We start from the raw sequence: 26,002 nt of genomic DNA on the forward strand, positions 1-26,002 counted from the left end.
TTAGAGTCCTATCTCCACTCCCACGCTCAATTGCTTGGTGTTGGGATTGACGCCATACGAAACATTGCGGTTCACTTCGGGGTCGATGCCGCGGAATTTGGTAAAGGTCAGCAGGTTGCGACCTGTGAAAAACACTTTCGCCGTACGAACGATGTTCTGACGTCCGAGGCTTTTTCGAGGGATGTCGTAGCCCAAAGTGAAGTTCTTCAAACGCATGAACGAGGCGTCTTCAAGCATCTTCGAGTCAACATAGTTGCTTTGGTGGTTGGCTTGGCGCACCCAAGCCAACGAGGGATACTCAGTGTTGTCGCCCGGTTTCTTCCAATAGTCGAACAGCCTACGCGACCCATTGTAGTTTCCTTCGCGGTTACGTACGTGGTAATCGTTCTCGTAAAACTGCTTATCCATCGAAATCATGTGCTTGCCTAGGGCAACGAAGAAGTCGGCGTTGAGGTAAAATCCTTTCCAATAGGCTGATATTCCCCATCCGCCCGTAAAGGGAGTGTAGGCGTTTATGCCTGTGTTTTGACTAAGCGAAGAGGTATATTCGGACACCACGTCGTTGTCGTCGCGACGCGTTTGATTCTTGTCGGCACCTGGTTTATACCATTCGGGCACACCAGTTTCGGGGTTCACGCCCTTGTAAAGCGGAAGAACAAAGGTAACAGGTTTACCTACCATGTAGGCGAGTTGTCCGCCTGGCTCGTGCCACGATTGACGTCCTTCAAACAGTTCAAGCACCTTATCGCGGTTGTAGTTGAAGTTAACGTTGGCCGAAACACCCCAATCGCGCCCGCGAAGGATGTCTGCGCCCAGTTGGAAGTCAATACCGTGGTTCAGGTAGCGACCAACATTCTCATAACGAGTGGCATAACCCTCCTTGCCAACAGGCATACCCGAGGTGTAGGGCAACGGAACTTCGAAGAGCATGTTGCTCGTTATACGGTTGTAATATTCTAAGTTTAGGTCCAGTCTATTTAGCAAGCGAGTTTTCACGCCCACAGTAAATTTGCTCTGATGTTCCCATCCTAGGTCGGGGTTTCCAAGACTAACGAAGCCCAAGCTCATGCCGCCTTTCTTCTGTCCAACCTTTCCTACGTACGATGAAGTGCTGTAAGGGGGTATCGAAGAGTTACCTTGCGTACCGTAGCTGGTCTTGAAGTCTAGTTCGTTAATCCACGAAACGTCTTTAAGGAAGTTTTCGCGCTTAACCTTCCACAACAGTCCCACCGACCAAAATAGGCCGTTGCGCTTGTTGCGTCCAAAGCGCGAAGAAGCGTCGTTACGTAAAACCAAGTCGACGAAATAACGTTCGGAGAAGTCGTAAGACAGCTGGGTGAAGAACGAAAGGAAAGCGTAGCTGTTGGTTTCTTCACCCACATTCTTCTTTTGGGTGGCGTTATTAAGCAGGGTAAGACGGTCGTCTAAGATACCCGAACCCGATGCCGAGAAGCCATCGTCTGTGTAATTGGTGTATTCGTGACCCAACAAAGCCGTGATATGATGGTCGCCAAAGCCCATGTTATAGGCTGCGGTGTTGGTGATGGTGAAGTTCGACACCATCGAGTAGCCACGCTCCGCGCTACCATTGCCGTATGCGCGATAATAGCTAGGTAAGGTGCGCGAACGGCTATCACCGTAATTCAACTCCAAACCTACAAGCGAACGCAGGGTGAGGTCTTTTATCGGGGTGAGCGTTAGGCTTCCATTGGTCGACAGGATAAAGGCGTTGGTCTTGGCGGGATTGGTTGAGATAACGTGCCTAGGCGTGGTAATGTCGAGCAGTGGCACACGTTCCAGTTCCTTTCCGGTATTAGGATCGTAGGGCGATGCAAAGGGTGCGTTCATGGCCGCTAAGCCTCCGCCCACCGCATTGTTGCTGCCGAAGGGCGAAACGCGGGTATCGTCGTAAGCGATTTGTGTGTTTACGCCAGCACGAGCCCACTCGGCCAGCTTCGCATCAAGGTTAATACGCCCGAAAGCTTTCTTATAACTCGACCCCATACGCAGTCCGTCTTGACTCAAAGCACCACCCGAGAGGTAGTATCTTACGGCCGATGTGCCGCCCGATACAGATACGTCGGCCGTGTACATTGGTGCAGGCTGGTACACATACTTATACCATTGGAAGTCGGTTTCCTTGAAATACTTGTCTTTTAGCGTTGCTATTTGGTCGGGGGTGTAAATACCTGTCTCCTGATAATAGCGCAACAGTTCGGGGCCAGACATCAGTTGGTCGAAATAATCGGTGTTGGCCAACGACGAAACGGCATATTGTGCCCTGAGATTGATAGTTGGGCGCGTTTCGGTTCGTCCGCGTTTGGTGGTTACGTACATAACACCGTTGGCTGCACGCGCACCATATATAGAGGTGGCAGCAGCATCTTTCAGGAACTGCACACTCTCAATGTCGTTCGAATTCATAGATTGCAACACGGCCATGCTAACCTGCATGCCGTCGAGAATGATGAGCAAGCCCGTGCCTGCTCCCAACGAGCCTTGTCCGTGCAAAGCCATCGACAGGCGCGAAGAAGGTTCGCCCGACGAAGAAAACACCTGCAAGCCACTCACTTTACCCTGAACGGCATCCAACGGATTGGCTACGGGCTTCATGGCTAGGTCTTTGGCACTCACCTTCACCACAGAGGCCGAGGTGTTAGTTACCTTTCGTTCCATGTAACCCACCACAACAACGTCGTTCAAAGTCAGGTCCGAGGGTTCCATCCGCACGTTCATTTGGGGTGCGGCAGCCAACTCTTGACTGTTATAGCCCATGAAACTAAACGTAAGTTTCTCTCCGCTTCGCACGCTGATAGTAAACTTACCGTCTATGTTAGACACGGTGCCCGTCTTCGGGGCCGACTTTGGGACAATGCTTACGCCAGGCAAGGCTTCCCCGTTTTCATCTACGACGTTTCCCTTCACTGTGATCGTTTGCGCCAAAACCGTACTCAATCCGGTTAGCAAGCAAAGGGTCAACATCCAAATTCTTACTTTCATAAATGTAATTATTTAGGTTGATTATAGTTTTCCTATAAGCCTACGCATCCGTATGTTTAGTCAGGTTGGTCGCATCGGCATTAAAGGCTATTTTGTTTTAGTGCTTGTAGCATATCAGCCATTGAGCATTACTGCGCTGCAAATATATGCAATATTTTCATAAAAACAATTCAAAACGACAAATTATTTTCTTAGCAGTTGCAATTTTGTTTAATTTGATGCTCATTGCAGCTCTTTTTGCAAAAAGTGCAAATATGTAAATTGGCATCTCCAAGCTATGCAGACAACTTACCAACTTTACGCTTAAAATAACAAATAAGCAAGTGTTTTTACCCGTTTTTTTCGTTAACTTTGCCTCATGGACAAGTTTACGCCTCAACAACGTCATCGCATCATGGCCTCGGTTAAGTCGAAAGGCACTAAGCCAGAGTTGCTCGTACGCAAGTTTTTGTGGGCGCAGGGGTTCAGATATAGGCTTAATTCCGACCGACTGCCAGGGCATCCCGACCTTGTTTTACGCAAATATCGCACCTGCATTTTCGTTAACGGCTGTTTTTGGCATGGTCATGAGGGCTGCAAACTATGGACCTTACCCAAAACAAACACCCCCTTTTGGGAGAAGAAAGTGAAACGAAACCAACAGCGCGATGCCGAAACGCAACGCCAGCTAGCACGTATGGGCTGGCATTGCCTAGTGGTTTGGGAGTGCCAATTACGTCCACAGCATCGCCAAGCCACACTGCAAGCCATTGCCCACACCCTTAACCACATTTTATTAACCGACTATCAGCTACGTTACGTACTACCCCAACCCAACGAAGAAGAGCCCCTGATGGCTGCCGAAGAGCGTCGCCGATATGGCGATAACGATTGAAATTCTCCCCAAAACTCACTTATACATTAAAGAGCAAGCGCGCATATCAATACGATAACGAGGTCTAATGTCCAAAGGCTGACGTATGCTATTTGGCCCAAAACAGCGGAACTACCCTTGTATTGCAACTTCAACAGCAACGCAGAAAGCACAAGGAGAATTGCACTAACCAAATAATACAATGTGTATTGAACGGTTGTGGGATGGTGAACTTCCGCATCTTCCATCTCAATAAATTCCTCTACGTCGAACCAGGCCCCTTGTATGGTGCCCAATATAGCAAGAATAAGCAGTGGACTTATTATAAACAAAATCTTTAAGAGTATATTTTTCATACGCAACATTCTCCTTTTTGGGCTTACTTCTTCAATGACCTCTCCCTTATATTCTCCATTCCAACGTGAAGTTATTTACTAAAATTGGGCATATTCGTTATATACAGCACACCTGCAAAAGTACGATTATTTATTTACAAAAAACACTTACATACAATAATTAGATGTTATCATCAATCTTCGTCTCCTTCCCTCTGCAGCGATTTACACATTACATCAATGGCAGAAAGTGACTGCAAGATATAGAAACGTATTGCAACAAGTGGCGGTTTAAGTATTCATGTATGCGCGTAACAAGCACGTAACAACCTCGAAGAGATTCTTTCACCATGCTGGCACTTTGCGCACACGCAAGCAAAGGTTACGATTGGGGACACGCTTTCAGTTCTTTTGAAGAACAATATAACAGATAATGCATCAGCACTTTTCAACGATTGTACCGCTTTCTTTGGTCAACGGTTTTGTTCCACATAAGATGGAACGCGATTCCAAACGACATGGAACATTGTTCCATATAAGTTGGAACACCATTCCAAATAAGCCGGAACAACAGTACAAAACAACTATAACACCATGAAAGCACAAAAAGCTGATGTTCAAAGGTATGTAATTGAAGTTCGTTTCCTCGTAGATGACTTTTCGTTTCACGCCCAAACGCCTCCCCCACATTATGTTTTTTACGTGAGAAACAGCCATACACGTTCAACATATACACGCATACGAGGAACACCTATTTCGAGGACGAGAAGAGGGGATGTGCGCCGTAACGCAGCGAACACATAAACCATGCGTACATATAAGCGTTATCGTTGCTCTTATTTGCACAAAAGAAGCGGAGCAACAACTTTTTCTGTGCGCCTTAACAATTATGCAAATGCCTGAAATGTAACAAATTACAAAAAATCGTTCGCACAAGCAAGCAGCAACAGTTTATCACAATTTATCTTTTTCTCTTAGAAAAGTTTGTGCCTTTAATGGAATTTAATTACATTTGCCAGTGAAAGAATTGAACCATAAGTTTTAGCCCAAGGTGGTTTTAAAAGCCACCTTCAACGACAACTAAACGATATCCGAACAGACCTCACTTGCTTTATAAAAAGAGCATAATACGCTATACAATAGGGAGAGTAAACGAAAACAACTGGATAGATGCAAAAAGACATTTAAGAGCAACCCTTAAAGAGAGTTTCCTATGCCTAATCAGAGAGTTTTTAGAATACGCCTCCAACCTAACTAAATACACACTATTAACAATTGGCTTCACTCTATGATTAAAAGAACTGCAACATTAATGATTCTTTGTCTGGTAGCTTTCTTCGCCGCAGCTCAGACAATGAAAGTCAGTGGAACGGTGGTAGACGAGTCTGGCGAACCTATTATCGGTGCTTCGGTAAAGGTTAAAGACACAACGCTGGGCGTGGCTACCAACCTAGAAGGAAAGTTTACACTCGACAACGTACCAAGAACGGCACGCGAGTTGATCGTTTCGTACATTGGTATGACACCCGTAACAGCAACCATCAAGCCTGAAATGCGCATCGTAATGAAGTCGGACTCGAAACAGATCGACGACGTTATCGTGGTGGCTTTCGGTAAACAGAAGCGCGAAGCGTTCACTGGTTCGGCTGGCGTTCTTAATGCCGATAAAATTGCCGAACGACAAGTGAACAACCCCTTGTCGGCCCTTAACGGCAAGGTTTCGGGTGTGCAGATGATCGAAGGAAATGGTCCGGCATCGTCGCCAACCATTCAAATCCGTGGTATTAGCTCGCTCAACGCAGGCAACGGTCCGCTCATCGTTGTCGACGGATTGCCCTATTCGGGATATTACAGCGACATCAACCCCGCCGATGTTGAAAGTATCAGCGTGCTGAAAGATGCTGCCTCGAACTCACTTTACGGTGCACGCGGTGCCAATGGCGTAATTCTCATTACCACCAAGACGGCCAAACGCGGCAATGCCGTTATTTCAGTAGACGCCAAATGGGGCTTTAACGAAGACGCCAAAGTGGACTACGACCACGTTACCAGCCCTGGACAGTACTACGAGATGTTTTATAAGGCCATCTACAACAAGTTTCATTACGGCGACGGAATGGATGCTTACTCGGCCTACCTCAAAGCAAACGAAACCATTTACAAGCCTGGAAGCCAGGGCGGACTGGGCAGTATAGTGTACAGTGTGCCACAAGGCGAATACCTTATAGGACAAAACGGCAAGCTAAACCCACATGCTACATTGGGCAATGTGGTACAACACAACGGCAAGGAATACATGCTTTATCCCGACGATTGGAAGAAAGAAGGACTACGCAGAGGCTTCCGCCAAGAATATAACATTGGTATTAACGGTGGAACCGACATCTTCAAGACATACGCCAGCATTGGTTATATGAAGAATAATGGTATCTGCTACGGTTCGGACTACACGCGCTACTCGGCTCGCTTAAAGTCAGAGTATCAGGCACGCCCATGGTTAACCTTCGGCGGAAACATCAGTTACACGCACTCCGAGTCTAATTCGTCGGGCAATGCATTTGGTGCAGCCCACCAGGTACCGCCTATCTACCCCGTCTACCTTCGTGACGGCAAAGGCAATATCATGTACGACCGCAACGGAAAGATGTACGACTATGGCAACGGAGCGGTTAACGGCGTAACGAGAGAGATTTTCTTGAACGAAGCACCGCTGCAAAACGACCTGCTGAACATATCGACCAACAGCAGCAACGCTTACGGCATGCAGGGGTATGCAGACTTTTCGTTCCTCGAAGACTTTAAGTTGACAACCAACGTAAGCATCTATAACACCGAAAACCGCGACAACGATGCCGCCAACCCCTACTACGGATTCGACAAAACGCGTGGCGGACAGGTTGGTGTTTCGCACTATCGCACCTTCGCTTTCAACACGCAGCAGCTGCTTAACTATAATAAGGAGTTCGGAAAGCATACCGTTTCGGCATTGTTAGGCCACGAATACACACGCAACATCAGCACAACGCTCACGGGAAGAAAGAACAACATCTTTGCCTATAAGATGAACACCGAGCTATCGGGCGCCCTTACGCTGGTGTCGGCAAATAGCTATAAGGACCTCTATAACATCGAAGGTTTCTTCTTCCGCGGGCAATACGACTACGATAGCAAATACTTTGCATCGGCATCGTTTCGTCGCGACGGCTCGTCTCGCTTCCATCCCAAACATCGTTGGGGTAACTTCTGGTCGTTTGGCGGTGCTTGGATAATGACCAAAGAAAAGTGGTTCAAACCTAAATGGGTGGACATGCTGAAGCTTAAAGCCAGCTTTGGACAGCAAGGTAACGATGCCATTGGCGATTTCTACTACTCAGACTTCTATGACCTATTAGCTGTAAACGGCGAGGGTTCATTGGCTTTCAGCAACAAAGGTAAGCAAGACATCACGTGGGAAACCAACACCAACATAAACGCCGGCTTTGAATTTGAGCTCTTTAAGCGCCGACTTACAGGTAGCGTAGAACTCTATCAACGCAAAACCACCGACATGTTGCTGTGGTTCTCGGTGCCTCCTTCGTTGGGATATGATGGTTATTACGACAACGTTGGCGACATGATGAACCGCGGTATCGAAGTAAACCTCGACGGCGAAATCATCCGCACGAAGGACATAACATGGTCGATGAACTTCAATATCACCCACAACCGCAATAAGATAAGCTATCTTCCCAAAGAAAATAAAACGTTAGAGAAAGAAGGGCACGCAGGTTATTCAGACGGTTCACGCTATATCGGCGAGGGATTACCCATCAATACGTGGTACATCAAGAAGTTTGCAGGCGTAAACGAAGAAGGGTTGAGCACATGGTATTATACAGACCAGGCAACAGGCAAGCTGAAACCCACAACCGATTACAGTTCGGCCGACTACTATTTAGGTGGTAGTCCGCATCCCGACGTTTATGGCGGCTTCGGTACTTCAGTACGTGGCTACGGTTTCGACCTAAACATTAGCTTCATCTACTCTCTCGGAGGCAAGGCCTACGACAATGGATATGAAGGCATGATGCGTAACCCTGAACCTTCGATTGCACCGCAGGCATACCACAAAGACCTGCTCAATGTCTGGACACGTGAGAATCCTAATAGCAACATTCCACGTTTCCAATATGGCGACATCAACACAACCGCCTTCTCAGACAGGTTCTTAATAGATGCTAGCACACTCACATTCAAGTCGATAAGCTTGGGTTACACTTTCCCAGCACAGCTTATCAAGAAACTGCAATTAAGCAGTTTGCGAGTCTTCCTCTCGTGCGACAACGTGGCTTATTGGAGCAAACGCAAGGGATTCGACCCCCGAACAAGTCTCACAGGTAATGTAAGCGACGATTCATACTCGCCCATGCGCACAGCATCCGCTGGCATATCTGTTAAATTCTAACAATAAAGAAAGGAACAACATTTATGAAACGGTTCATTAAACACATCATACTGCTCAGCCTAACTGCGCCTACTTTAACCGCCTGCTTAGAAGAAGCGTACCCTGGACGGGGTTTCACACAAGAACAATTGTTTGAAACCGACAATTCCGCAGCCGCCCTAAGCAAGGCCATCCCTGGTGCTATGCTACGCATGGGCAAAGGTAACGGCCATTACGGATATGCAGGGCTATTTATGGACAGAGAAGCTATGTGTGCCGAGATACCCGTATACGATATGCTGTACGACTACTATCAAGACGAGGGATTCGACCGCAATTACAGCCCCGAGTATTATGTGGCAATAGATTGGTGGCCTTTCTACTACGAGCTTATTAAGAAAGCCAACCTCACTGTGGGAGCGGTGGCCATCAACGAGAACACAAGTACTGAAGAGCTTGCCCATGTTGGCAACGCACTTGGTTATCGCGCGTTTGCCTATTACGATATGGCTTTTGCCTACGAGTATAAGAAAACGGGGTACGCCAAACTGGACGATAAGGCTGGAATCGATAAAATCTACGGCCTTACTGTGCCTATCCGTACCGAGAGCACCACGCAACAAGAAGCTACAACAGATAGGCGCGCGCCCTTCTACGTGATGTATCGCTTTATCATGACCGACCTAGACCGAGCCGAAAAATATCTGCAAGGCTATAAAAGAAGTGGTGCAAACATGATGGACCAAGGTGCTATCTTTGGCATTAAGGCACGACTGTGGTTGCAAATGGGTAGCAGATTCGAGAAGTACAACGCCGACTTACAGGAACAATTGGCACACGAAAACGACGAGGCACTAGCCAAATACAACAAGCTGGGCATCACAACGGCCAACGATTGCTTTAAAAAGGCGGCCCAATATGCACGCTTGGCCATTAGCGAAGGCCATCGCCCACTTACCAAGGCAGAATGGTTTAACAGCACAACAGGCTTTAATACGGCCAATGATGCATGGCTGCTAGCCGTGCAAATCAACTCGAACGACATGACGAATGGGTCTAACTGGAACTGGAAAAACTTTGTTGGCAACATGTCGCCTGAAAATACTTTCGGCCTAAACAACCTCGAATACAAGGCTTACCGCATGATAGACGCAGGCTTATATAAAGGCATCGAGAATGGCGATTGGCGTAAAAACACGTGGATTGCACCTGCAGACGCTGGCCAAGCTGCTGCTTATTCGAAGTACACCACACTCTATAAGGCCGAAGATTGGGTAAAACTACCAGCCTATACTGGCTTAAAGTTCCACCCACGCAGCGGTGAAATGAAGGACTACAAGGTGGGGGCAGCCGTCGACATTCCATTGATGCGCGTCGAGGAAATGTTCCTTATAGAAGCCGAAGCCAAAGCCCATTACGAGGGATTGGCAGCTGGCAAGCAGGCATTGACCAATTACCTGAACACCTATCGTTATGACGACAACTCTTATCAGTGCACCGCCACAACCATGGATGGCTTTAACGATGAGATATTACGCCAAAAACGGATCGAGTTCTGGGGTGAAGGTATCGTTTTCTTTGACTACAAACGGCTCGAAAAAGCTGTCATCCGTCACTACGAAGGCTCTAATCATCCTACCGACTATCAATGGAACACCAAGGCGGGTTTCGTTGCACCGCGCATGAACATTTGTATCAGCCACTACGAAAGGCAGTACAACGCGAACATCGTTAACAATCCCGACCCCTCGGGCGTTCATGAGGAAAAGAAGTAAAGCATTGTTTTTGAGAACAAATAACAACAATTAGACATGAAGACAATTAAGCATATTGGTCTGTTTGGAGCGTTGGTTGTAGTGGCATTACTGGCAGCCTGCTCTGATAAGGACGACTACACGCCCGGGGCCGAAGTGCCCAGCGGCTGCCAACAAGTGCGTTTTGCAGACACAAACAATACCATCTGTGTGCTAGACTCGGCCAACACCAACGACCGCACGGCAACAATAACACTTAAACGAAACAACACGGGCGCGGCACTGACAACACCCGTGAAGGTTGTTTCGCAGTCGGCTGGGCTAGAAATACCCACCGAGGTGACGTTCGCTGCTGGCGACTCGTTGGCTACGCTCGCCATCAAAGCCCCAGAAAAGGTGGCCTTGAAAGCTGTGTATAGCTACGAACTTCGACTAGAAGGCAACGATGTCGACCCCTATTCTAAGCTCGACGGTGGCGTTGTTTTCTCTGGTCAGCTTAACTTCCCCATATCGAAGAAGGCCGAATTTTATGCCGATCCTAGTTCGAAAACCTATGCGCTGTTCAACGCTTGGACGGAAACGGTGATGGTTTTAGGCAACAATAACTTCTACATCAAAGACTTTATGCACTCTGGAGAGAACCTCTGGCTCATAACCAGTTCAACAGGCGTGCTAGGAGTTAAGAGCGATTCGTGGACAAAAAGCTGTATTGTGGCAGACACTTCTGCACCAGGCAGCTACTCATATTATTTCCAAAAGCTTGTAGACAAGCAGCTGAAACCCTATCCGCTCTATCCGCTTGGCAAAGCCAGCGATAAGCCTTGGATTAACGAATTGACGCTATACGGAGGTCCCGACTATTCTTCTTACAGCTCAAACGGCACTTGGGGAAAAATCTATATCCAACATGCCAAGTACAGCACAGGCGAAGAAGAGGATTGGGTTTACCTTTATTTCCAACTTAAATAAACCATCATGGAGGGGCCATAGCTTAATGGCCTCTCCCTTTTTAACTATTAAAACAACACCTATGCACTTTAAGTACAAGCACTTAACCATTCTCCTGCTTTCCGTTTTCGCACTAACCTTCACGGCATGTAACGAGAGTGGCGACGATACCGAAGAAACAACGCTAGTTAAACAAAACGATGACATCGTTGCCTTAGATGGCAAAGTGATCACACTTCAAACGGCAACGCAGGGCAAGGGCTATAACATCATCCTGATGGGCGATGGGTTTACGGTAGACATGATTAAAAACGGAACCTACGAGGAAGTGATGAAAAAGTCGGCCGAACACCTTTTCGCGCTCGAACCGATGAAGTCGCTTCGGCCTTATTTCAATGTTTACTTCGTTCAAAAGGTTTCGCTTAGCAGCGACCTAAGCGGATCTACGGCCTTAGCAAGCGCCATAAAGAACGGTAAGGTTTGTGGATTCATCAACGATGACAACCTAGACTACAAGACAATGGTTTACGCATCGGCTGTTCCGAGCTTTAAAGAAGAAAACTCGGTTATCAGCGTGGTGATGAACACCTCTAAATCTGGCGGCATTACATTTTGGCACGATTGGAACTCTACATTGGCCTGTGCCTACACCACACTTTATGGCGGTATAGACGGCGCGTACTTCCGCCACACGATTATACATGAAACGGCTGGGCATGCCATCGGAAAACTCGACGACGAATACGACCTGCAGAACCTCGACCTTGACAACGCTGGCCGAGAACGTTTCGCTTACGGACACACCTTGGGTTGGTTGATGAACGTATCGACAACCAACGATGCCACACAGGCACCTTGGGCCCAGTTCCTAGCCGACTCACGTTACGCCAATCAAGGGCTAGGCTTTTTCGAAGGGGGTGGTGCACGTTATGCCACTGGTGTATGGCGACCCACCGAGAACAGTATCATGCGCACCACAGACATAGACCATATCGAGTTCAACGCTCCTTCGCGTCGCGCCATCTATAACAAGGTGATGGAGGTGGCAATGGGTCGCACACCCACATACGAAGAGTTTGTGGCTTTCGACCAAAAGCGATAAAGAGTCTGGCCATGGGAATAGACAATATAGGATAATCTCCTAAGTCCACCAAAAACCAGAAGTAGTAAAGGCCATTAGCATCACGCACTGGTAGAATTCAATCATACACAATATGGCATTAGGCCTTTGGTGAGGCGAACGGCTTATTTATTAAAGTTGGCCACTAAAAAAGAAGAGGGTACGCTCGTAAGCATACCCTCTTCTTTTATTTATCGCCACAGGATGGCAACGTAATTATACTATCTTACTTATCGTTTGAGAGTAAGATGGTTCATGGGCTATGAGATAGGTTTGACCCTTAGATGCTGTTAGAAAAGCATACACGAGTGACATTACCTAGCCCCTTTGTAACCCATCCTTCTTACTTAACCATTTTCTTTCCGTTAACAACATATACACCAGCAGGCAAACGATTGAAATCGGCCGTCGTGCCAACCTTAACGCCATTGAGGTTAAACACGCTATAGACAGCTGCGCGCTGCTGCATCACTTCATTAATGGCGGTAGTTCCGTTGGGCACTAGCGTAACCGTAGCTTTGCGAATGTGAGGTGTGTTCAAGCCAAAGAAGGTTATTTTGGGTGCGTTTCCTTCCCACATGCGGGTGTTCTCGTTATTGTTGACCATCGGCAAAACCTTATCTCCATCGGCAGAGATTTCAAAATACCCCTCCTCAGCCTCGAACACCACCTTCGTTATCTGTTTCCCGTCGGGGGCAATAAAGTCGAAAGAGTTACCTCGTGGAACAAAGAGATGCTGATTCTTCAACTTATTGGTTACCTTTTTGAAAAAAACTTTGTGGTTAACCATCTTCACCCCATCCACTTCGAGTTCAGCTCCTTCGGGCAATTCCATGGTATGGCCATTGGCGTCGTTCACCCATTTCTCACTATTAAAGTCGAAAACCACGGTTTGCGCAGAGGCAACGAGCGTCAATAAGAAGGCTGCAAGCGTTAAGCCTACACGTTTAAGAGTAAATGTTTTTGTCATTTTGTTTATTTGATTAGTTAATATTTAAAACGTTTCACTGGTATGTCCATGTCAAGAAGGCTTGTCTCGCATAGTTCAATTTAGTGTTACTGCAAAGGTAGTGGCTTTATTTTACATCACCAACTAAAAAGATGCAAACTTGAAAAATATTAAAAGAAATCATAAAATAAAGATGCAAGGCAGGCATAAAAAACAGCGCATCATAGCAAGCTAACTAACAAAGTTACCAACTTCTACTACCACGCAGAAGTTGGCGCAACGCCAATAGCATGCACATAAGCTGTTATAAATTGATTGTTATGCTAAACTAGCGCAAACTTTATATACTTCATAAACTTGAGTGGAGAAAGTGGTCTTATGCTACATTGTAAAAAACGAGACTAACGTTCCTCACAGATATAAGCATAAGAGAACGTAGAACAAAGATCGATTTATCTATACCCAAACACCGTAAAACATTTATCGGTATCATCATACTCATAGAGAATATTAAATCTACTAAGTATGTTTTCCACTACTTGTTTCTTATCAGTAACCGAAACTACATCATCGATCAGCCTGCCCCTATGTTCAACCTTTCGTATTTCACTTCCAATTTTAAACCATTCAATGGCAGCCATATCCATATATAGGACGTGCTCGTCTCCATTTAGTATCCAAAACACGTTGGGTTCTTCATCCTCAAAAAGCGTTTTATATTGTATAGGTATGTCTTCCACTTCATTACTGATGGCATCTACTAGCTCTTTCCACTTGGTATTGTTCATAAAAGAGCCCAACCGCCTTTGCTCAACAATCGCCTTAATCTTCTCTTTTCCGGTCTGCTTGTTCTTATACTTGCCGCTTTCTATTTCATCTATGAGATGCTGCATAGATACAACCAGCTTATCGTCGTTCGTAGAAAAGCGATAAAGTGGTGATATCGCCTGGTTATCTCTCTGAACATAATAGAAACCATAATGCGTCCAAACTTTCACGATAAAATGAAAGTCGCCTTTCCACCTGATATCAAAGTACGCATGCGCTTCATCTTGCGGAACATTAGTTTGTATGGTTCCGCTTCGTGGATTTAATTTTTCAAACAACGTATTCATATATCAGTCTTATTTGTCTATGCATTCATTGCTACTACTAAATCATGGGTTATCTATACAATAACATTGTGTGTACAATTTGTCGTAGCGTCAACCAGCAAGTACAAAATTATGATATTCTTTTGTAGAACTCGCATTTTGGTGTTTGAAAATTGAGTTTTTTCTTTACTTCCTGTTTATCTTTCTTTGGAGCCATTATAATTGTCGAGGTAAAAACCACCATCTTTCATTCTCCATCCTATAAGCTCTTGCAGTGAGCTTTTGAAGTTCCTGCCTTGTTACAGCTAAGTTGGACCCCTGTTCCAGATAAGTTGGAACAGGGGTCCAATTCAACTGGAACAGCATTCCAAATAACATGGAACTGCCGTCCAAAACATATATAGCACGCAGGTTAATCTAACAATGCATAATCGGGGCTTAGTGGGCGCATTTCCAGAAGGATGAAAATGCGAACGACGGAATGGTTCATTGGTGAGTTCGGGATATGACATGATGTCTTTAGAACAAGGCCGAACAGGTAAATGAATAGGCATCTCGCCAACTAGTGCTACATGAAAGGTTGGCATAACGATTGTGTTTTGTCACGAACTCGCGCAGCTTTTGACAAGCTGATGTGTTTCAGCCAAGATATACATCAGGACATTTAATGGTTACACTACATGATGTAAGATGAGGCTATACAAATGCATTTTAGGTATGCGGTGGAAGATGATGCGCCAAATAGGAATAACAAATAAGTGGAAATAGTTGGTGTAAAAGGGTGGAATGTTGTGCGAGATATCGCTCTGTGGTTGATGGTACAATGGGTGTTTTGCATCTGTGCGTAGCATTATATAAATGGAATGGTAACACAAGCTAGGGTATATCTCTCCGCTCACGATAAGTTAACTAACACGGATGAAAGCTTAATGGAAGAGACAGAGGGGAACAAAAAAACGCCCCTACCCTCACGGATAGAGACGTTTAATTTATTAATCGATAATTGTTGATTATTCAGCCTTTGCTTCTTCGGCGGTTTCTGCCTTAGGAGCTTCTTTGGGCTCTGTGGCCTTAGGTGCTTCTTCAGCAGCAGGTTGAGCCACTTCAGCAGCTGCGACGTTATCGCCTTCGGCCTTAGTGGTTCTACGGCTACGACGTGTTTTCTTAGCCTCTGCCTTAGGCGTCTTGGCCATGTTCTCGTCGAAGTCTACCAATTCGATGAATGCTATTTCAGCAGCATCACCCTTACGGAAACCCAAACGGATAACGCGGGTATAGCCACCAGGACGGTCTCCCACCTTAGCAGCAACCACTTTGAACAGTTCGGTAACAGCATACTTGTTTTGCAAGTAGCGGAAAACCACACGGCGTGAGTTGGTGGTGTCTTCCTTAGAACGTGTGATAAGTGGTTCTACATATTTCTTCAAGGCTTTTGCCTTGGCGAGGGTCGTAGTGATTCTTTTGTGCATAATCAGCGAAATGGCCATGTTAGCAAGCATGGCATTACGATGAGGTGCAGTACGACCCAGGTGGTTGAATTTCTTATTATGTCTCATTTTTTGTTTTCTTTAAATGCGGACGAGTATCAGCTGGGCGGGTGAGGCAATAGCCTTCACCCGCTTATGCTGAGATTTAGTCCCTGTCCAGTTTATACTTTGAAATGTCGGTTCCAAAAGACAGATTCAGACCCAAGAGCAAATCATCAAGCTCTGTGAGCGATTTCTTACCAAAGTTGCGGAACTTCAAGAGGTCGGTCTTGTTGTATTGCACAAGGTCGCCCAGTGTTTCCACATCGGCCGCTTTAAGACAATTGAGGGCGCGAACGCTGAGGTTCATGTCCACGAGCTTGGTCTTAAGCAGCTGTCGCATGTGCAGCACTTCCTCATCAAACTCCTCGTTGGTGTCAACGTCTTGGTTCTCAACGGCGATTTTCTCGTCGGAGAAGAGCATGAAGTGGTAAATGAGGATTTTAGCAGCCTCTTTCAGCGCGTCTTTGGGACTGATGGAGCCGTCCGTCGTTACGTCAATGATAAGCTTGTCGTAGTCGGTCTTTTGCTCGACACGATATGGCTCAACCGAATAACGTACGTTTCGGATTGGGGTGTAAATGGAATCGATAGGAATTACATTCACATCGGTGCAGAACTCACGATTCTCGTCGGCGGGCACATAGCCTCTGCCTTTGTTAATGGTGAGATCAATCTGCAATGAAGCTTTGGCATCTAAATGACAAATCACCAAATCGGGGTTTAACACTTCAAATCCAGTCAGATACTTACCAATATCACCAGCCTTGAACTCTGTGGTGTTCTCAACCGTGATACTAACTTTCTCGTTCTCGAATTCTTCTACTACTTGCTTGAATCTTACTTGTTTCAAATTCAAGATAATGTTGGTCACATCTTCCTTTACACCAGGCACAGAAGAGAACTCGTGCTCAACACCGGCGATGCGCACGGTATTGATAGAGAAACCTTCTAGTGATGAAAGGAGAATGCGGCGGAGGGAGTTACCGATGGTAACGCCGAACCCAGGCTCAAGCGGACGAAATTCGAAACGACCGAATTTGTCGTTGGCCTCCAACATTACAACTTTATCAGGTTTTTGAAATGCTAATATCGCCATTAATTCAATGATTTATTTAGAGTACAACTCAACAATTAACTGTTCCTTAATGTTCTCAGGAATGTCGGCACGCTCGGGTTTGTGCAGGAACTTACCGCTCTTTGAAGCATCGTCCCACTCAATCCAAGGGTACTTGCTGTGGTTGAAACCAGCCAAAGCAGCCTCGATAACTTCGAGCGACTTAGCTTTTTCGCGCACGCCAACGATTTGGCCAGCTTTCACTGAATAAGAAGGAATGTTTACTACCTTGCCGTCTACCACGATATGCTTGTGGCCAACGAGCTGGCGTGCTGCTGCACGGGTAGGTGCCAGACCAAGACGGAACACTACGTTATCAAGACGGCTTTCGAGGTTTTGCAACAGTACCTCACCGGTAATGCCGCTAGCCTTGGCAGCTTTCTCGAACATGTTGCGGAACTGACGCTCCAAAACACCGTATGTGTATTTAGCCTTTTGCTTCTCTGCCAACATGGCGCCGTACTCGGAAGTTTTCCTACGACGGTTGTTGCCATGCTGTCCAGGAGGGAAGTTTCTCTTGGACAAAACTTTGTCTGCGCCGAAGATGGGTTCACCAAAACGACGAGCAATTTTAGATTTCGGACCTATGTATCTAGCCATTTTCTATTTTATAACTTTTTTGTTTGTGTATCTTTGTTGCCTGCCACTGGGTGCAAGCGTGGGGAAAGTTGCGTGTTATACGCGGCGACGCTTGGGAGGGCGACAACCATTGTGAGGCAGTGGCGTAACGTCAATGATCTCGGTTACTTCGATGCCTGCACCATGCACGGCACGGATAGCGCTTTCGCGACCGTTACCTGGTCCCTTAACGTAAGCTTTAACCTTACGCAAACCTAGGTCGAAAGCTACCTTGGCGCAATCTTCGGCTGCCATTTGAGCTGCATAGGGTGTATTCTTCTTAGAACCACGGAAACCCATCTTTCCAGCCGACGACCAAGAGATTACTTGACCTTCGCTGTTAGCCAAAGACACAATGATGTTATTGAATGAGCTATGAACATGAAGTTGTCCAAGAGCGTCAACCCTGACGTTTCTCTTCTTTGTTGCTATTTTCTTTGCCATAATTTCTTTTTAGTTTAAAAGTTTCAAGTTTCGAGTTTTAAGCATCGGGGCAAGCCCCGCCTTTCAACTTCCAACTAAATATTACTTAGTAGCCTTCTTCTTGTTAGCAACAGTCTTCTTCTTTCCTTTACGGGTGCGAGCATTGTTTTTGGTGCTCTGACCGCGAACGGGAAGACCGTTACGATGACGTACTCCACGATAACAACCAATGTCCATGAGACGCTTGATGTTCAGCTGTATCTCCGAACGGAGATCACCTTCTACCTTGAATTCAGCGCCGATAATTTCACGGATTTTGGCTGCCTGATCGTCAGTCCATTCGCTGACTTTCAGGTCACGGTTCACACCAGCCTTGTCCAATATCTTTGCTGAACTACTTCGACCTATACCATAGATATAAGTCAATGCGATTTCGCCACGCTTGTTTTGGGGCAAATCTACTCCAACAATTCTTATTGCCATTTGTTAATGATAAATGATTTGATAATGATTAAATGTTTAACCCTGACGTGTTTTGTACTTGGGGTTCTTCTTGTTGATAACGAACAAGCGACCCTTGCGACGAACAATCTTGCAGTCGGGTGTACGTTTCTTCAACGATGCTCTTGTCTTCATATTCTAAATTGAATTATTTGTATCTAAACACAATCCTACCCTTGGTAAGGTCGTAGGGGCTCATTTCCACCTTTACCTTATCGCCAGGCAGTATCTTGATGTAGTGCATCCTCATTTTTCCGGATATGTGGGCCGTAATGGGACATCCATTTTCAAGCTCTACGCGAAACATCGCGTTAGACAATGCTTCTACAATCGTTCCATCTTGCTCAATAGCAGATTGTTTTGCCATAAATTAACTCTTTGCTTTTTCTGTAAGTTCTTTTCTCGTTTCTCGAATAGATCGTTCTCGCGCCATAACAATACTCAAGTAAACTCGGCATTGTGTATTTGACTTAACAAAAACGTTCTATTTCTTCGAATGATGATAAAATCTCGGCCTTGCCTTTCCTGATGGCAATGGTGTGCTCGTAATGAGCGGCCCAACTGCCGTCGATGGTTCGGATAGACCACTTGTCGGGCAAGAGCCCTATGCGGTAGTCGCCCATTGTGACCATCGGTTCAATGGCTATACACATGCCCTCTTTAAGCATCATACCGCTTCCACGGCTGCCGTAGTTGGGCACTTTGGGCTCTTCGTGCATCTCGCGACCAATACCATGACCTGTGAGTTCACGCACAATGCCATACCCGTGGCTCTCGCAAAACGATTGCACGGCATGGCCAATGTCGCCAAGATGGTTGCCAGCGACGGCAGCCTCAATGGCAAGATATAGTGACTTTCGTGTCACAGAGAGGAAATCTCTGACATTTTGTGCCACTTCACCGACACAAAACGTATAACAACTGTCACCATTGTATCCAGCAAGAAGTGTGCCACAATCAACAGAAATAATGTCTCCGTCTTTCAAAACAACCTTGTCGCTAGGTACGCCGTGCACTACAACCTCGTTTACAGAGGTGCAGATGCTCGCGGGGAAAGGCCCTCCAAAAGGATTGGGAAAGTTCTTGAACGTGGGGATTGCCCCATGGTCGCGGATGAACTCGTCCGCTATGTGATCCAATTGGAGGGTCGTTACACCCGGAACAATATGTTTAGCCAATTCCGCCAAGGTTTTACCAACAAGTTGGTTTGCCTGACGCATCAGCTCGATTTCATCTTCAGTCTTGAGATAAACCTTCATTTGCGAAGTTCACAAGGCAAAATCAATAAGCCGAAGGCACGCCAGTAGCGGCATTGCGCGTATGGCCCGAATTGAGCAATCCATCATAATGGCGCATCATGAGGTAGCTCTCTATCTGTTGCAAGGTGTCTATAACCACACCCACAAGAATGAGGAGCGACGTGCCACCGAAGAATTGTGCGAAGCCTTGTTGAACATTAAGCAATCCAGCCAAAGCGGGCATCACAGCGATGAACGCGATGAACAGAGAACCCGGCAAAGTTAAGCGAGACATCACAGTGTCGATGTACTCGGCCGTATCTTTTCCTGGCTTAATGCCTGGAATGAAACCGTTGTTGCGTTTCATGTCTTCAGCCATCTGTGTGGGGTTGAGCGTGATTGCCGTATAGAAATAGGTGAACGCGATGATAAGCGTCACATAAATGATGTTATACAGCAAAGAGCGGTTATCCATCAGTGACTGTACCACATAGCTTGCGTTTTCGGATTGGTATCTAACGATAGCCAAGGGAATGAACATCAAGGCTTGTGCAAAGATGATAGGCATAACGTTGGCTGCGAAAAGCTTCAGGGGAACGTATTGACGCGCTCCGCCGTACTGCTTGTTGCCAACTACGCGCTTGGCATATTGCACTGGAACCTTGCGTGTGCCCTGAACCAAAAGGATTGCGGCACAAACGATGGCATAAAGAACAAGAATCTCAATGATGAACATAACAAGACCACCACCCGCAATAGCCTCAAGGCGTGAACCTGCTTCCTGAATGAAAGACTGAGGCAAGCGGGCGATAATACCCACCATGATGATCAAAGAAATACCGTTACCCACTCCCTTATCGGTGATACGCTCGCCCAACCAGAGGACGAACATACTACCTGCGGCAAGTATGATGGTGGCAGGAATCATAAACACCGACCACGAGATGCCAGAAGCCAAAGCACCTTCGGCCTGCATCTTGAGGTTGATAAGGTACGACGGTGCCTGAAACAGTAGGATCACTACTGTCAGTGCACGCGTGTACCAGTTTATTTTCTTCCGTCCACTCTCGCCTTCACGTTGCATCTTCTGGAAGTATGGCACAGCCACAGCCAAAAGCTGCATAACAATAGAAGCCGAGATGTAAGGCATGATTCCCAACGCGAAGATTGAAGCGTTGGAGAATGCACCACCGGAAAACATATCCAAAAGCGACATCAAGCCACCAGAGGTCTGCTTTTGTAGAGTGTCGAGCTGGGCCGGGTTGATACCGGGAAGTACTACAAACGATCCAAAACGATAGATAGCTACAAATAGAATGGTGATGAGGAGACGCTGACGCAGGTCCTCAACTTTCCAACAGTTCTTTAGTGTCTCGATAAACTTTTTCATTGTCTTAGATTAAAGTGGTGTTACCTCCAGCTGCCTTGATAGCCTCTTCGGCAGACTTAGAGAATGCGTTAGCTTCAACGGTGAGGGCTGCCTTGATTTCGCCATTGCCTAGAACTTTAACAAGCAACTTGCCATTGAAAAGGCCAGCTTCTTTGAGTTCGGCAACACCAATCTTGGTCAATCCCTTCTCTTCGGCTAGAGCCTGCAGCGTTGAAAGATTAACGGGGAAATACTCCTTATGATTAATATTCTTGAAGCCCGACTTCGGCACGCGACGTTGCAACGGCATCTGTCCACCTTCAAAACCAATCTTTCTCTTATAACCAGAGCGAGCCTTTGCACCCTTGTGTCCACGGGTAGACGTACCGCCCAAGCCCGAACCTGGACCGCGACCGATACGACGGCGTGAATGAGTAGAACCAGCAGCCGGTTTCAAATTATGTAATTTCATAAATGTGCTAATTTGACTAAGTTTGTTATTCAACTACGGTTACCAGATGGTGAACCTTTCTAATCATACCGCGGACGCTGGGATTGTCTTCCACTTCAACAACCTGAGAGATCTTGCGAAGTCCCAGACACTTAAGCGTGCGCTTTTGGTCGATGGGGTAACCAATCTTACTCTTTACTTGTTTGATTTTAATCGTTGCCATGTTGTTGATGCTCCTTTATCCGTTAAAAACTTTGTCCATACTGATACCACGAACACCAGCAATTGTATAGGCGTCGCGCATGAGGCTTAGAGCCTCAATGGTAGCCTTCACCAGGTTGTGGGGATTGGAAGAACCCTTCGACTTGGCAATCACATCGGTGATGCCACAGCTCTCGAGCACAGCACGCATAGCACCACCTGCCTTCAATCCTGTACCGGCAGCTGCAGGCTTAAGCAGTACTTGTGCACCACCAAACGAAGTCTCAACCTCGTGGGGAACAGTACCTTTGAGAACGGGAACTTTAACCAAGTTTTTCTTTGCAGACTCAACGCCCTTAGCGATAGCTGTAGTAACTTCACCAGCCTTACCGAGGCCGTAGCCGATAACGCCATTGCCATCACCTACAACGACAATAGCAGCGAACGTAAAGGTGCGACCACCCTTTGTTACCTTGGTAACACGGTTGATAGCAACCAAGCGGTCTTTCAATTCTGCATCACTATTCACTCTTACTTTATTCATTGCCATAATCGTTTAAAAATTAAGTCCACCTTTACGGGCTGCATCAGCCAATTCTTTCACACGGCCGTGATAAAGATAGCCGTTACGGTCGAATACAACGGCGGTGATGCCAGCAGCCTGTGCCTTTTGGGCAACCAGCTCGCCAACCTTCTGTGCCTGCTCCTTCTTAGGCATGGCTTCCATACCTAGTGAAGAGGCCGAAGCAAGGGTGGTGCCAGTGATGTCGTTAATAATCTGAACGTAAATCTGCTTGTTTGAACGGAACACGCTCATGCGGGGACGTTCGGCAGTGCCATTAACGCTCTTGCGAATTCTATATTTGATTTTAATTCGTCTTTCTACTTTCTTTGTTGTCATAATCGTCTAAATTTAAAGTTACTTAGCTGAGGCGGTCTTACCAGACTTCCTACGAATAACCTCACCCTTGAACAAAATACCTTTACCCTTATAAGGCTCAGGCTTGCGGAAAGAACGAATTTTAGCGCAGATGAGACCCAGCAACTGCTTGTCGCAAGATTCCAAAATCAACAGAGGGTTTTGGTTTCTTTCCGACTTGGTTTCTACCTTCACTTCGGCAGGAAGCTGAATGAAGATGGGGTGCGTGTAACCCAAGGAGAACTCTATGAGGTTGCCTTGGTTAGATACACGATAACCTACGCCGACAAGTTCCAACACCTTTGTGTAACCTTCGCTTACACCAACAACCATGTTGTTGATCAACGAACGATACAAGCCATGGAATGCCTGCTTCTGCTTAATGTTTACGGGGCTGTTTTCATCTACTTCGAAGACAATCTGACCGTCTGCAATGTTCACCTTAATTGAAGGGTCTACGTGTTGAGACATTTCTCCCTTAGGACCTTTAACGGTAACCACATCGTTGGCCTGAGTAATGGTTACACCCGCGGGGATGCTGATTGGCAATTTACCTATTCTTGACATACTTATACCCTCCTTATTAATAAACGTAGCAAAGCACCTCACCACCGATCTTCAAGGCGGCAGCCTCTTTGTTAGTCATTACACCTTGGGATGTAGATAAGATGGCGATACCTAATCCGTTAATTACTCTCGGCATGTCTTTGTAGCCGGTGTACTGGCGCAAACCGGGAGTTGAGACACGTTTAAGACTTGTTATGGCGTTAGCCTTCGTCACGGGGTCATACTTCAAGGCTACCTTGATTGAACCCTGAGGGCCGTCTTCCACAAACTTGTAGTTCAGGATATAACCCTTCTCAAAGAGAATTTTGGTGATCTCTTTCTTCAAATTGGACGCAGGAACTTCAACCACGCGATGATGCGCCATGATTGCATTCCTTAGTCTGGTCAGATAATCTGCTATTGGATCTGTCATATTATAAATGTTTAATTGATCGGGACTTTCCCGACAATATTAAATAATTTCTTGTAAACGGATGGAAGGTTAGGATTAGCGACAAGCCATCAGCCACATGGGCAACGCCCCGCCACTAATCGTAAACTTTCATCTCGCTCCCTGATTACCAGCTTGCCTTCTTCACACCGGGGATAAGTCCGGCTGAAGCCATCTCGCGGAACTGGATACGCGACAGACCGAACTGGCGGATATAGCCTTTGGGGCGACCAGTGATCTTGCAGCGATTGTGCAAGCGGATGGGGTTGGCATTCTTGGGGATAGACTGCAACTTGCGAGCGGCCTCGTAAGCTTCGGCGTAATCCTCAGAAGTAGCGATAATCTTTTTCAGAGCAGCACGCTTCTCGGCATAACGGGCAACGAGCTTAGCACGTTTCACCTCGCGGGCTTTCATTGATTCTTTTGCCATATTGCTTAATCGTTTTTAGCGTTCTTGAAAGGAAGGCCGAATGCCTTCAACAAAGCGTATCCTTCTTCGTCGGTGTTGGCTGTGGTAACGAACGTGATGTTCATACCCTGAATTCGGTCGATGCCGTCAATGTTGATCTCAGGGAAGATAATCTGTTCAGCAATACCAAGTGTATAATTGCCACGACCGTCAAACTTGCTCTCAATACCCTTGAAGTCGCGGATACGAGGCAAAGACACGCGGATGAGTTTCTCTAGGAACTCGTACATCCTCTCGCGACGAAGCGTAACCATCACACCAATGGGCATCTTCTTACGAAGCTTGAAGTTGGCGATGTCTTTCTTCGAATACGTAGCAACTGCCTTCTGGCCCGTGATGGCGGTAATTTCGTTGATAGCCACCTCGATAATCTTCTTGTCTTGCGTTGCGTCGCCCAATCCTTGGTTGATCACGATTTTCTTCAAGACAGGAACCTGCATGGAAGATGAATAGTTGAACTGCTTTTGCAATGCCGGGGCAATAGTCTCGGCATAAACCTTCTTTAATTGTGCTGTATTCATTATTTAATCACCTCCCCGCTTTTCTTGGCGACACGCACTTTCTTGCCGTCGTCGGTTTTCTTCATTCCAATGCGAGTAGCCTTGCCACTCTTAAGGTCAATCAAACTCAAATTCGAGACGTGGATAGGTGCTTCCTGCTTAACGATACCGCCTTGGGGGTTCTTTGCAGAAGGCTTCATGCTCTTGGAAACCATATTAACGCCTTCAACAAGAGCGCGTTGCTTGGTCACCAAGACTTTGAGCACCTTACCTTTCCGGCCTTTGTCATCTCCGGCCAGAACGATAACCTCGTCACCTTTTCTAATATGTAACTTACTCATTACTTTCTGTTTATTAAATATTAAAGAACCTCAGGGGCCAAAGAAACCACCTTCATGTTAACGGCGCGAAGCTCGCGAGCAACAGGGCCGAAGATACGGCTGCCACGAATTTCACCAGCGTTGTTGAGTAACACGCAAGCGTTGTCGTCGAAACGAATGTAAGAACCGTCAGCACGACGTATCTCTTTCTTCGTGCGAACAATCAGGGCCTTTGATACCGCACCTTTCTTCAAATCACTTGAAGGGATAACGTTCTTGACAGAAACGACAATCACGTCGCCCACGCTTGCGTAACGACGGCGGGTTCCACCCAAGACGCGAATGCAAAGAGCCTCGCGCGCACCGCTGTTATCACATACTGTAAGTCTTGATTCTGCTTGTATCATAATTACTTAGCCTTTTCAATTATTTGAACTAATCTCCATCGCTTCGTTTTGCTCAAAGGACGGGTTTCCATGATAAGAACCGTGTCGCCAATATTGGCCTCGTTCTTCTCGTCATGAACATGGTACTTCTTCGTTTTCTGAACGAACTTACCATATATCGGGTGTTTTTCTTTGAACTTAGCTGCAATAACAATGGTTTTATCCATCTTGTTGCTCAAGACAACACCCTGTCTTACTTTTCTTAAATTTCTTGTTTCCATCTGTGGACCATTATTATTTGTTAAGTTCTCTCTGACGAAGTTCCGTCTTCATGCGAGCGATGTCGCGACGAGCGCTCTTGATCTGCGATGGATTTTCAAGCGGGGTTATGTTATGGTTGAGCTTCATCTGGTCGTAAGCTGCCACAGCATTTTCCAGCTTCTCGGCCAAGTCCTTGGTCTCGAGTTCTTTCAGTTCTTTCATCTTCATAT

At 46.4% G+C, this 26,002-nt stretch carries 31 protein-coding genes; 5 read left to right on the forward strand and 26 right to left on the reverse strand.

Features of this window, described 5'->3' with window-relative positions; all coding sequences use genetic code 11:
• A complete protein-coding gene (locus F453_RS0109805) occupies window positions 1-3,000 on the reverse strand; it encodes a SusC/RagA family TonB-linked outer membrane protein (protein WP_026292541.1) in 3,000 nt (999 codons plus the stop codon).
• Window positions 3,001-3,358: 358 nt separating this feature from the next.
• Here F453_RS0109805 and F453_RS0109810 point away from each other — a divergent pair, with 358 nt between their 5' ends.
• The gene (locus F453_RS0109810; RefSeq protein ID WP_018967869.1) at window positions 3,359-3,874 is read left to right on the forward strand and encodes a very short patch repair endonuclease; all 516 of its coding nucleotides are present in this window, start codon (window positions 3,359-3,361) and stop codon (window positions 3,872-3,874) included.
• Between the two features lie 26 nt (window positions 3,875-3,900).
• On the opposite strand, the gene F453_RS0109815 is transcribed toward F453_RS0109810, so the two are convergent.
• Window positions 3,901-4,209, reverse strand: a complete 309-nt coding sequence (locus tag F453_RS0109815; protein ID WP_025790014.1) for a hypothetical protein — start codon at window positions 4,207-4,209, stop codon at window positions 3,901-3,903.
• Window positions 4,210-5,500: 1,291 nt separating this feature from the next.
• Between F453_RS0109815 and F453_RS0109820 the strand changes: the two genes are divergently transcribed.
• The 4 genes from F453_RS0109820 to F453_RS0109835 all read left to right on the forward strand — a co-directional run bounded on the left by F453_RS0109820 (window position 5,501) and on the right by F453_RS0109835 (window position 12,415).
• Entirely contained in the window at window positions 5,501-8,632 is a 3,132-nt protein-coding gene (locus F453_RS0109820; protein ID WP_026292542.1) for a SusC/RagA family TonB-linked outer membrane protein, read from the forward strand.
• Window positions 8,633-8,655: 23 nt separating this feature from the next.
• Window positions 8,656-10,386 carry a RagB/SusD family nutrient uptake outer membrane protein gene (locus F453_RS0109825; RefSeq protein WP_018967872.1) on the forward strand — a complete coding sequence of 577 codons (1,731 nt, stop codon included), beginning with the start codon at window positions 8,656-8,658 and terminating at the stop codon, window positions 10,384-10,386.
• 36 nt (window positions 10,387-10,422) lie between these two features.
• Entirely contained in the window at window positions 10,423-11,334 is a 912-nt protein-coding gene (locus F453_RS0109830) for a hypothetical protein (RefSeq protein ID WP_018967873.1), read from the forward strand.
• 61 nt (window positions 11,335-11,395) lie between these two features.
• Window positions 11,396-12,415 (forward strand): M64 family metallopeptidase, encoded by a 1,020-nt coding sequence (locus F453_RS0109835; RefSeq protein WP_018967874.1) that lies wholly within the window; start codon window positions 11,396-11,398, stop codon window positions 12,413-12,415.
• 361 nt (window positions 12,416-12,776) lie between these two features.
• On the opposite strand, the gene F453_RS0109840 is transcribed toward F453_RS0109835, so the two are convergent.
• The 24 genes from F453_RS0109840 to rpmC form a co-directional block, all read right to left on the reverse strand.
• Entirely contained in the window at window positions 12,777-13,403 is a 627-nt protein-coding gene (locus F453_RS0109840; protein ID WP_018967875.1) for a hypothetical protein, read from the reverse strand.
• Window positions 13,404-13,834: 431 nt separating this feature from the next.
• Entirely contained in the window at window positions 13,835-14,497 is a 663-nt protein-coding gene (locus F453_RS0109845) for a DUF6678 family protein (RefSeq protein ID WP_018967876.1), read from the reverse strand.
• 195 nt (window positions 14,498-14,692) lie between these two features.
• Window positions 14,693-14,854, reverse strand: coding sequence for a thioesterase (locus tag F453_RS16510; protein ID WP_081619155.1), 162 nt, complete (start codon window positions 14,852-14,854; stop codon window positions 14,693-14,695).
• A gap of 632 nt (window positions 14,855-15,486) precedes the next feature.
• Window positions 15,487-16,032, reverse strand: a complete 546-nt coding sequence (rplQ, locus tag F453_RS0109855) for a 50S ribosomal protein L17 (RefSeq protein WP_018967878.1) — start codon at window positions 16,030-16,032, stop codon at window positions 15,487-15,489.
• 76 nt (window positions 16,033-16,108) lie between these two features.
• Window positions 16,109-17,101 (reverse strand): DNA-directed RNA polymerase subunit alpha, encoded by a 993-nt coding sequence (locus tag F453_RS0109860; RefSeq protein ID WP_009237640.1) that lies wholly within the window; start codon window positions 17,099-17,101, stop codon window positions 16,109-16,111.
• Between the two features lie 12 nt (window positions 17,102-17,113).
• Window positions 17,114-17,719, reverse strand: coding sequence for a 30S ribosomal protein S4 (gene rpsD, locus F453_RS0109865; protein ID WP_009237639.1), 606 nt, complete (start codon window positions 17,717-17,719; stop codon window positions 17,114-17,116).
• Between the two features lie 75 nt (window positions 17,720-17,794).
• Window positions 17,795-18,181, reverse strand: coding sequence for a 30S ribosomal protein S11 (rpsK, locus tag F453_RS0109870; protein ID WP_009231151.1), 387 nt, complete (start codon window positions 18,179-18,181; stop codon window positions 17,795-17,797).
• Window positions 18,182-18,262: 81 nt separating this feature from the next.
• Window positions 18,263-18,643 (reverse strand): 30S ribosomal protein S13, encoded by a 381-nt coding sequence (gene rpsM, locus F453_RS0109875; protein ID WP_009231152.1) that lies wholly within the window; start codon window positions 18,641-18,643, stop codon window positions 18,263-18,265.
• A gap of 36 nt (window positions 18,644-18,679) precedes the next feature.
• Window positions 18,680-18,796, reverse strand: coding sequence for a type B 50S ribosomal protein L36 (gene ykgO, locus F453_RS0109880; RefSeq protein ID WP_009237638.1), 117 nt, complete (start codon window positions 18,794-18,796; stop codon window positions 18,680-18,682).
• Window positions 18,797-18,809: 13 nt separating this feature from the next.
• The gene (gene infA / locus F453_RS0109885) at window positions 18,810-19,028 is read right to left on the reverse strand and encodes a translation initiation factor IF-1 (protein WP_009160996.1); all 219 of its coding nucleotides are present in this window, start codon (window positions 19,026-19,028) and stop codon (window positions 18,810-18,812) included.
• Window positions 19,029-19,131: 103 nt separating this feature from the next.
• Window positions 19,132-19,920, reverse strand: coding sequence for a type I methionyl aminopeptidase (map, locus tag F453_RS0109890; protein WP_009237637.1), 789 nt, complete (start codon window positions 19,918-19,920; stop codon window positions 19,132-19,134).
• 22 nt (window positions 19,921-19,942) lie between these two features.
• On the reverse strand, window positions 19,943-21,289 hold the full coding sequence (secY, locus tag F453_RS0109895) for a preprotein translocase subunit SecY (protein WP_009237636.1): 1,347 nt from the start codon (window positions 21,287-21,289) through the stop codon (window positions 19,943-19,945).
• 4 nt (window positions 21,290-21,293) lie between these two features.
• Window positions 21,294-21,740, reverse strand: a complete 447-nt coding sequence (rplO, locus tag F453_RS0109900) for a 50S ribosomal protein L15 (protein ID WP_009237635.1) — start codon at window positions 21,738-21,740, stop codon at window positions 21,294-21,296.
• A 25-nt stretch (window positions 21,741-21,765) separates the two neighbouring features.
• Window positions 21,766-21,942 (reverse strand): 50S ribosomal protein L30, encoded by a 177-nt coding sequence (gene rpmD / locus F453_RS0109905; RefSeq protein ID WP_009237634.1) that lies wholly within the window; start codon window positions 21,940-21,942, stop codon window positions 21,766-21,768.
• Between the two features lie 15 nt (window positions 21,943-21,957).
• On the reverse strand, window positions 21,958-22,470 hold the full coding sequence (gene rpsE / locus F453_RS0109910; RefSeq protein ID WP_009237633.1) for a 30S ribosomal protein S5: 513 nt from the start codon (window positions 22,468-22,470) through the stop codon (window positions 21,958-21,960).
• A 6-nt stretch (window positions 22,471-22,476) separates the two neighbouring features.
• Window positions 22,477-22,821: a 50S ribosomal protein L18 gene (gene rplR / locus F453_RS0109915; RefSeq protein ID WP_009231159.1), complete on the reverse strand. Its 345-nt coding sequence runs from the start codon at window positions 22,819-22,821 to the stop codon at window positions 22,477-22,479.
• Between the two features lie 18 nt (window positions 22,822-22,839).
• Window positions 22,840-23,406 carry a 50S ribosomal protein L6 gene (rplF, locus tag F453_RS0109920; protein ID WP_009237632.1) on the reverse strand — a complete coding sequence of 189 codons (567 nt, stop codon included), beginning with the start codon at window positions 23,404-23,406 and terminating at the stop codon, window positions 22,840-22,842.
• A gap of 16 nt (window positions 23,407-23,422) precedes the next feature.
• A complete protein-coding gene (gene rpsH / locus F453_RS0109925) occupies window positions 23,423-23,818 on the reverse strand; it encodes a 30S ribosomal protein S8 (RefSeq protein ID WP_009231161.1) in 396 nt (131 codons plus the stop codon).
• A 145-nt stretch (window positions 23,819-23,963) separates the two neighbouring features.
• The gene (gene rpsN / locus F453_RS0109930; RefSeq protein WP_009231162.1) at window positions 23,964-24,266 is read right to left on the reverse strand and encodes a 30S ribosomal protein S14; all 303 of its coding nucleotides are present in this window, start codon (window positions 24,264-24,266) and stop codon (window positions 23,964-23,966) included.
• A gap of 5 nt (window positions 24,267-24,271) precedes the next feature.
• Entirely contained in the window at window positions 24,272-24,826 is a 555-nt protein-coding gene (rplE, locus tag F453_RS0109935) for a 50S ribosomal protein L5 (protein WP_009237631.1), read from the reverse strand.
• On the reverse strand, window positions 24,826-25,146 hold the full coding sequence (rplX, locus tag F453_RS0109940) for a 50S ribosomal protein L24 (RefSeq protein WP_018967881.1): 321 nt from the start codon (window positions 25,144-25,146) through the stop codon (window positions 24,826-24,828). The genes rplE and rplX overlap by 1 nt, the downstream gene beginning before the upstream one ends.
• 20 nt (window positions 25,147-25,166) lie before the next feature.
• On the reverse strand, window positions 25,167-25,532 hold the full coding sequence (gene rplN, locus F453_RS0109945; protein WP_009231165.1) for a 50S ribosomal protein L14: 366 nt from the start codon (window positions 25,530-25,532) through the stop codon (window positions 25,167-25,169).
• Window positions 25,533-25,534: 2 nt separating this feature from the next.
• The gene (gene rpsQ / locus F453_RS0109950) at window positions 25,535-25,792 is read right to left on the reverse strand and encodes a 30S ribosomal protein S17 (RefSeq protein ID WP_009231166.1); all 258 of its coding nucleotides are present in this window, start codon (window positions 25,790-25,792) and stop codon (window positions 25,535-25,537) included.
• A gap of 13 nt (window positions 25,793-25,805) precedes the next feature.
• Complete coding sequence (gene rpmC, locus F453_RS0109955) at window positions 25,806-26,000, reverse strand: 50S ribosomal protein L29 (protein WP_009231167.1); 195 nt, start codon at window positions 25,998-26,000, stop codon at window positions 25,806-25,808.
• Window positions 26,001-26,002 lie beyond the last annotated feature (2 nt).

The organism is Hoylesella loescheii DSM 19665 = JCM 12249 = ATCC 15930 (assembly GCF_000378085.1).
In the GTDB taxonomy this organism is placed as follows: Bacteria; Bacteroidota; Bacteroidia; order Bacteroidales; family Bacteroidaceae; genus Prevotella; species Prevotella loescheii.

Coding starts and splice junctions, on each gene's coding strand:
- F453_RS0109810 (WP_018967869.1), top strand. CDS start 3,359: ATGGACAAGTTTACGCCTCAACAACGTCATCGCATCATGGCCTCGGTT.
- rpsD (WP_009237639.1), bottom strand. CDS start 17,719: ATGGCTAGATACATAGGTCCGAAATCTAAAATTGCTCGTCGTTTTGGT.
- rplX (WP_018967881.1), bottom strand. CDS start 25,146: ATGAGTAAGTTACATATTAGAAAAGGTGACGAGGTTATCGTTCTGGCC.
- F453_RS0109860 (WP_009237640.1), bottom strand. CDS start 17,101: ATGGCGATATTAGCATTTCAAAAACCTGATAAAGTTGTAATGTTGGAG.
- rpsH (WP_009231161.1), bottom strand. CDS start 23,818: ATGACAGATCCAATAGCAGATTATCTGACCAGACTAAGGAATGCAATC.
- rpsQ (WP_009231166.1), bottom strand. CDS start 25,792: ATGGAAACAAGAAATTTAAGAAAAGTAAGACAGGGTGTTGTCTTGAGC.
- rplQ (WP_018967878.1), bottom strand. CDS start 16,032: ATGAGACATAATAAGAAATTCAACCACCTGGGTCGTACTGCACCTCAT.
- rpsN (WP_009231162.1), bottom strand. CDS start 24,266: ATGGCAAAAGAATCAATGAAAGCCCGCGAGGTGAAACGTGCTAAGCTC.
- rpsK (WP_009231151.1), bottom strand. CDS start 18,181: ATGGCAAAGAAAATAGCAACAAAGAAGAGAAACGTCAGGGTTGACGCT.
- rpsE (WP_009237633.1), bottom strand. CDS start 22,470: ATGGCAATGAATAAAGTAAGAGTGAATAGTGATGCAGAATTGAAAGAC.
- F453_RS0109820 (WP_026292542.1), top strand. CDS start 5,501: ATGATTCTTTGTCTGGTAGCTTTCTTCGCCGCAGCTCAGACAATGAAA.
- rplE (WP_009237631.1), bottom strand. CDS start 24,826: ATGAATACAGCACAATTAAAGAAGGTTTATGCCGAGACTATTGCCCCG.
- secY (WP_009237636.1), bottom strand. CDS start 21,289: ATGAAAAAGTTTATCGAGACACTAAAGAACTGTTGGAAAGTTGAGGAC.
- F453_RS0109835 (WP_018967874.1), top strand. CDS start 11,396: ATGCACTTTAAGTACAAGCACTTAACCATTCTCCTGCTTTCCGTTTTC.
- rplF (WP_009237632.1), bottom strand. CDS start 23,406: ATGTCAAGAATAGGTAAATTGCCAATCAGCATCCCCGCGGGTGTAACC.
- map (WP_009237637.1), bottom strand. CDS start 19,920: ATGAAGGTTTATCTCAAGACTGAAGATGAAATCGAGCTGATGCGTCAG.
- ykgO (WP_009237638.1), bottom strand. CDS start 18,796: ATGAAGACAAGAGCATCGTTGAAGAAACGTACACCCGACTGCAAGATT.
- rpmC (WP_009231167.1), bottom strand. CDS start 26,000: ATGAAGATGAAAGAACTGAAAGAACTCGAGACCAAGGACTTGGCCGAG.
- F453_RS0109840 (WP_018967875.1), bottom strand. CDS start 13,403: ATGACAAAAACATTTACTCTTAAACGTGTAGGCTTAACGCTTGCAGCC.
- F453_RS0109830 (WP_018967873.1), top strand. CDS start 10,423: ATGAAGACAATTAAGCATATTGGTCTGTTTGGAGCGTTGGTTGTAGTG.
- F453_RS16510 (WP_081619155.1), bottom strand. CDS start 14,854: ATGTTATTTGGAATGCTGTTCCAGTTGAATTGGACCCCTGTTCCAACT.
- rpmD (WP_009237634.1), bottom strand. CDS start 21,942: ATGGCAACGATTAAAATCAAACAAGTAAAGAGTAAGATTGGTTACCCC.
- F453_RS0109815 (WP_025790014.1), bottom strand. CDS start 4,209: ATGAAAAATATACTCTTAAAGATTTTGTTTATAATAAGTCCACTGCTT.
- rplN (WP_009231165.1), bottom strand. CDS start 25,532: ATGATACAAGCAGAATCAAGACTTACAGTATGTGATAACAGCGGTGCG.
- infA (WP_009160996.1), bottom strand. CDS start 19,028: ATGGCAAAACAATCTGCTATTGAGCAAGATGGAACGATTGTAGAAGCA.
- F453_RS0109805 (WP_026292541.1), bottom strand. CDS start 3,000: ATGAAAGTAAGAATTTGGATGTTGACCCTTTGCTTGCTAACCGGATTG.
- F453_RS0109825 (WP_018967872.1), top strand. CDS start 8,656: ATGAAACGGTTCATTAAACACATCATACTGCTCAGCCTAACTGCGCCT.
- F453_RS0109845 (WP_018967876.1), bottom strand. CDS start 14,497: ATGAATACGTTGTTTGAAAAATTAAATCCACGAAGCGGAACCATACAA.
- rplR (WP_009231159.1), bottom strand. CDS start 22,821: ATGACAACAAAGAAAGTAGAAAGACGAATTAAAATCAAATATAGAATT.
- rplO (WP_009237635.1), bottom strand. CDS start 21,740: ATGAAATTACATAATTTGAAACCGGCTGCTGGTTCTACTCATTCACGC.
- rpsM (WP_009231152.1), bottom strand. CDS start 18,643: ATGGCAATAAGAATTGTTGGAGTAGATTTGCCCCAAAACAAGCGTGGC.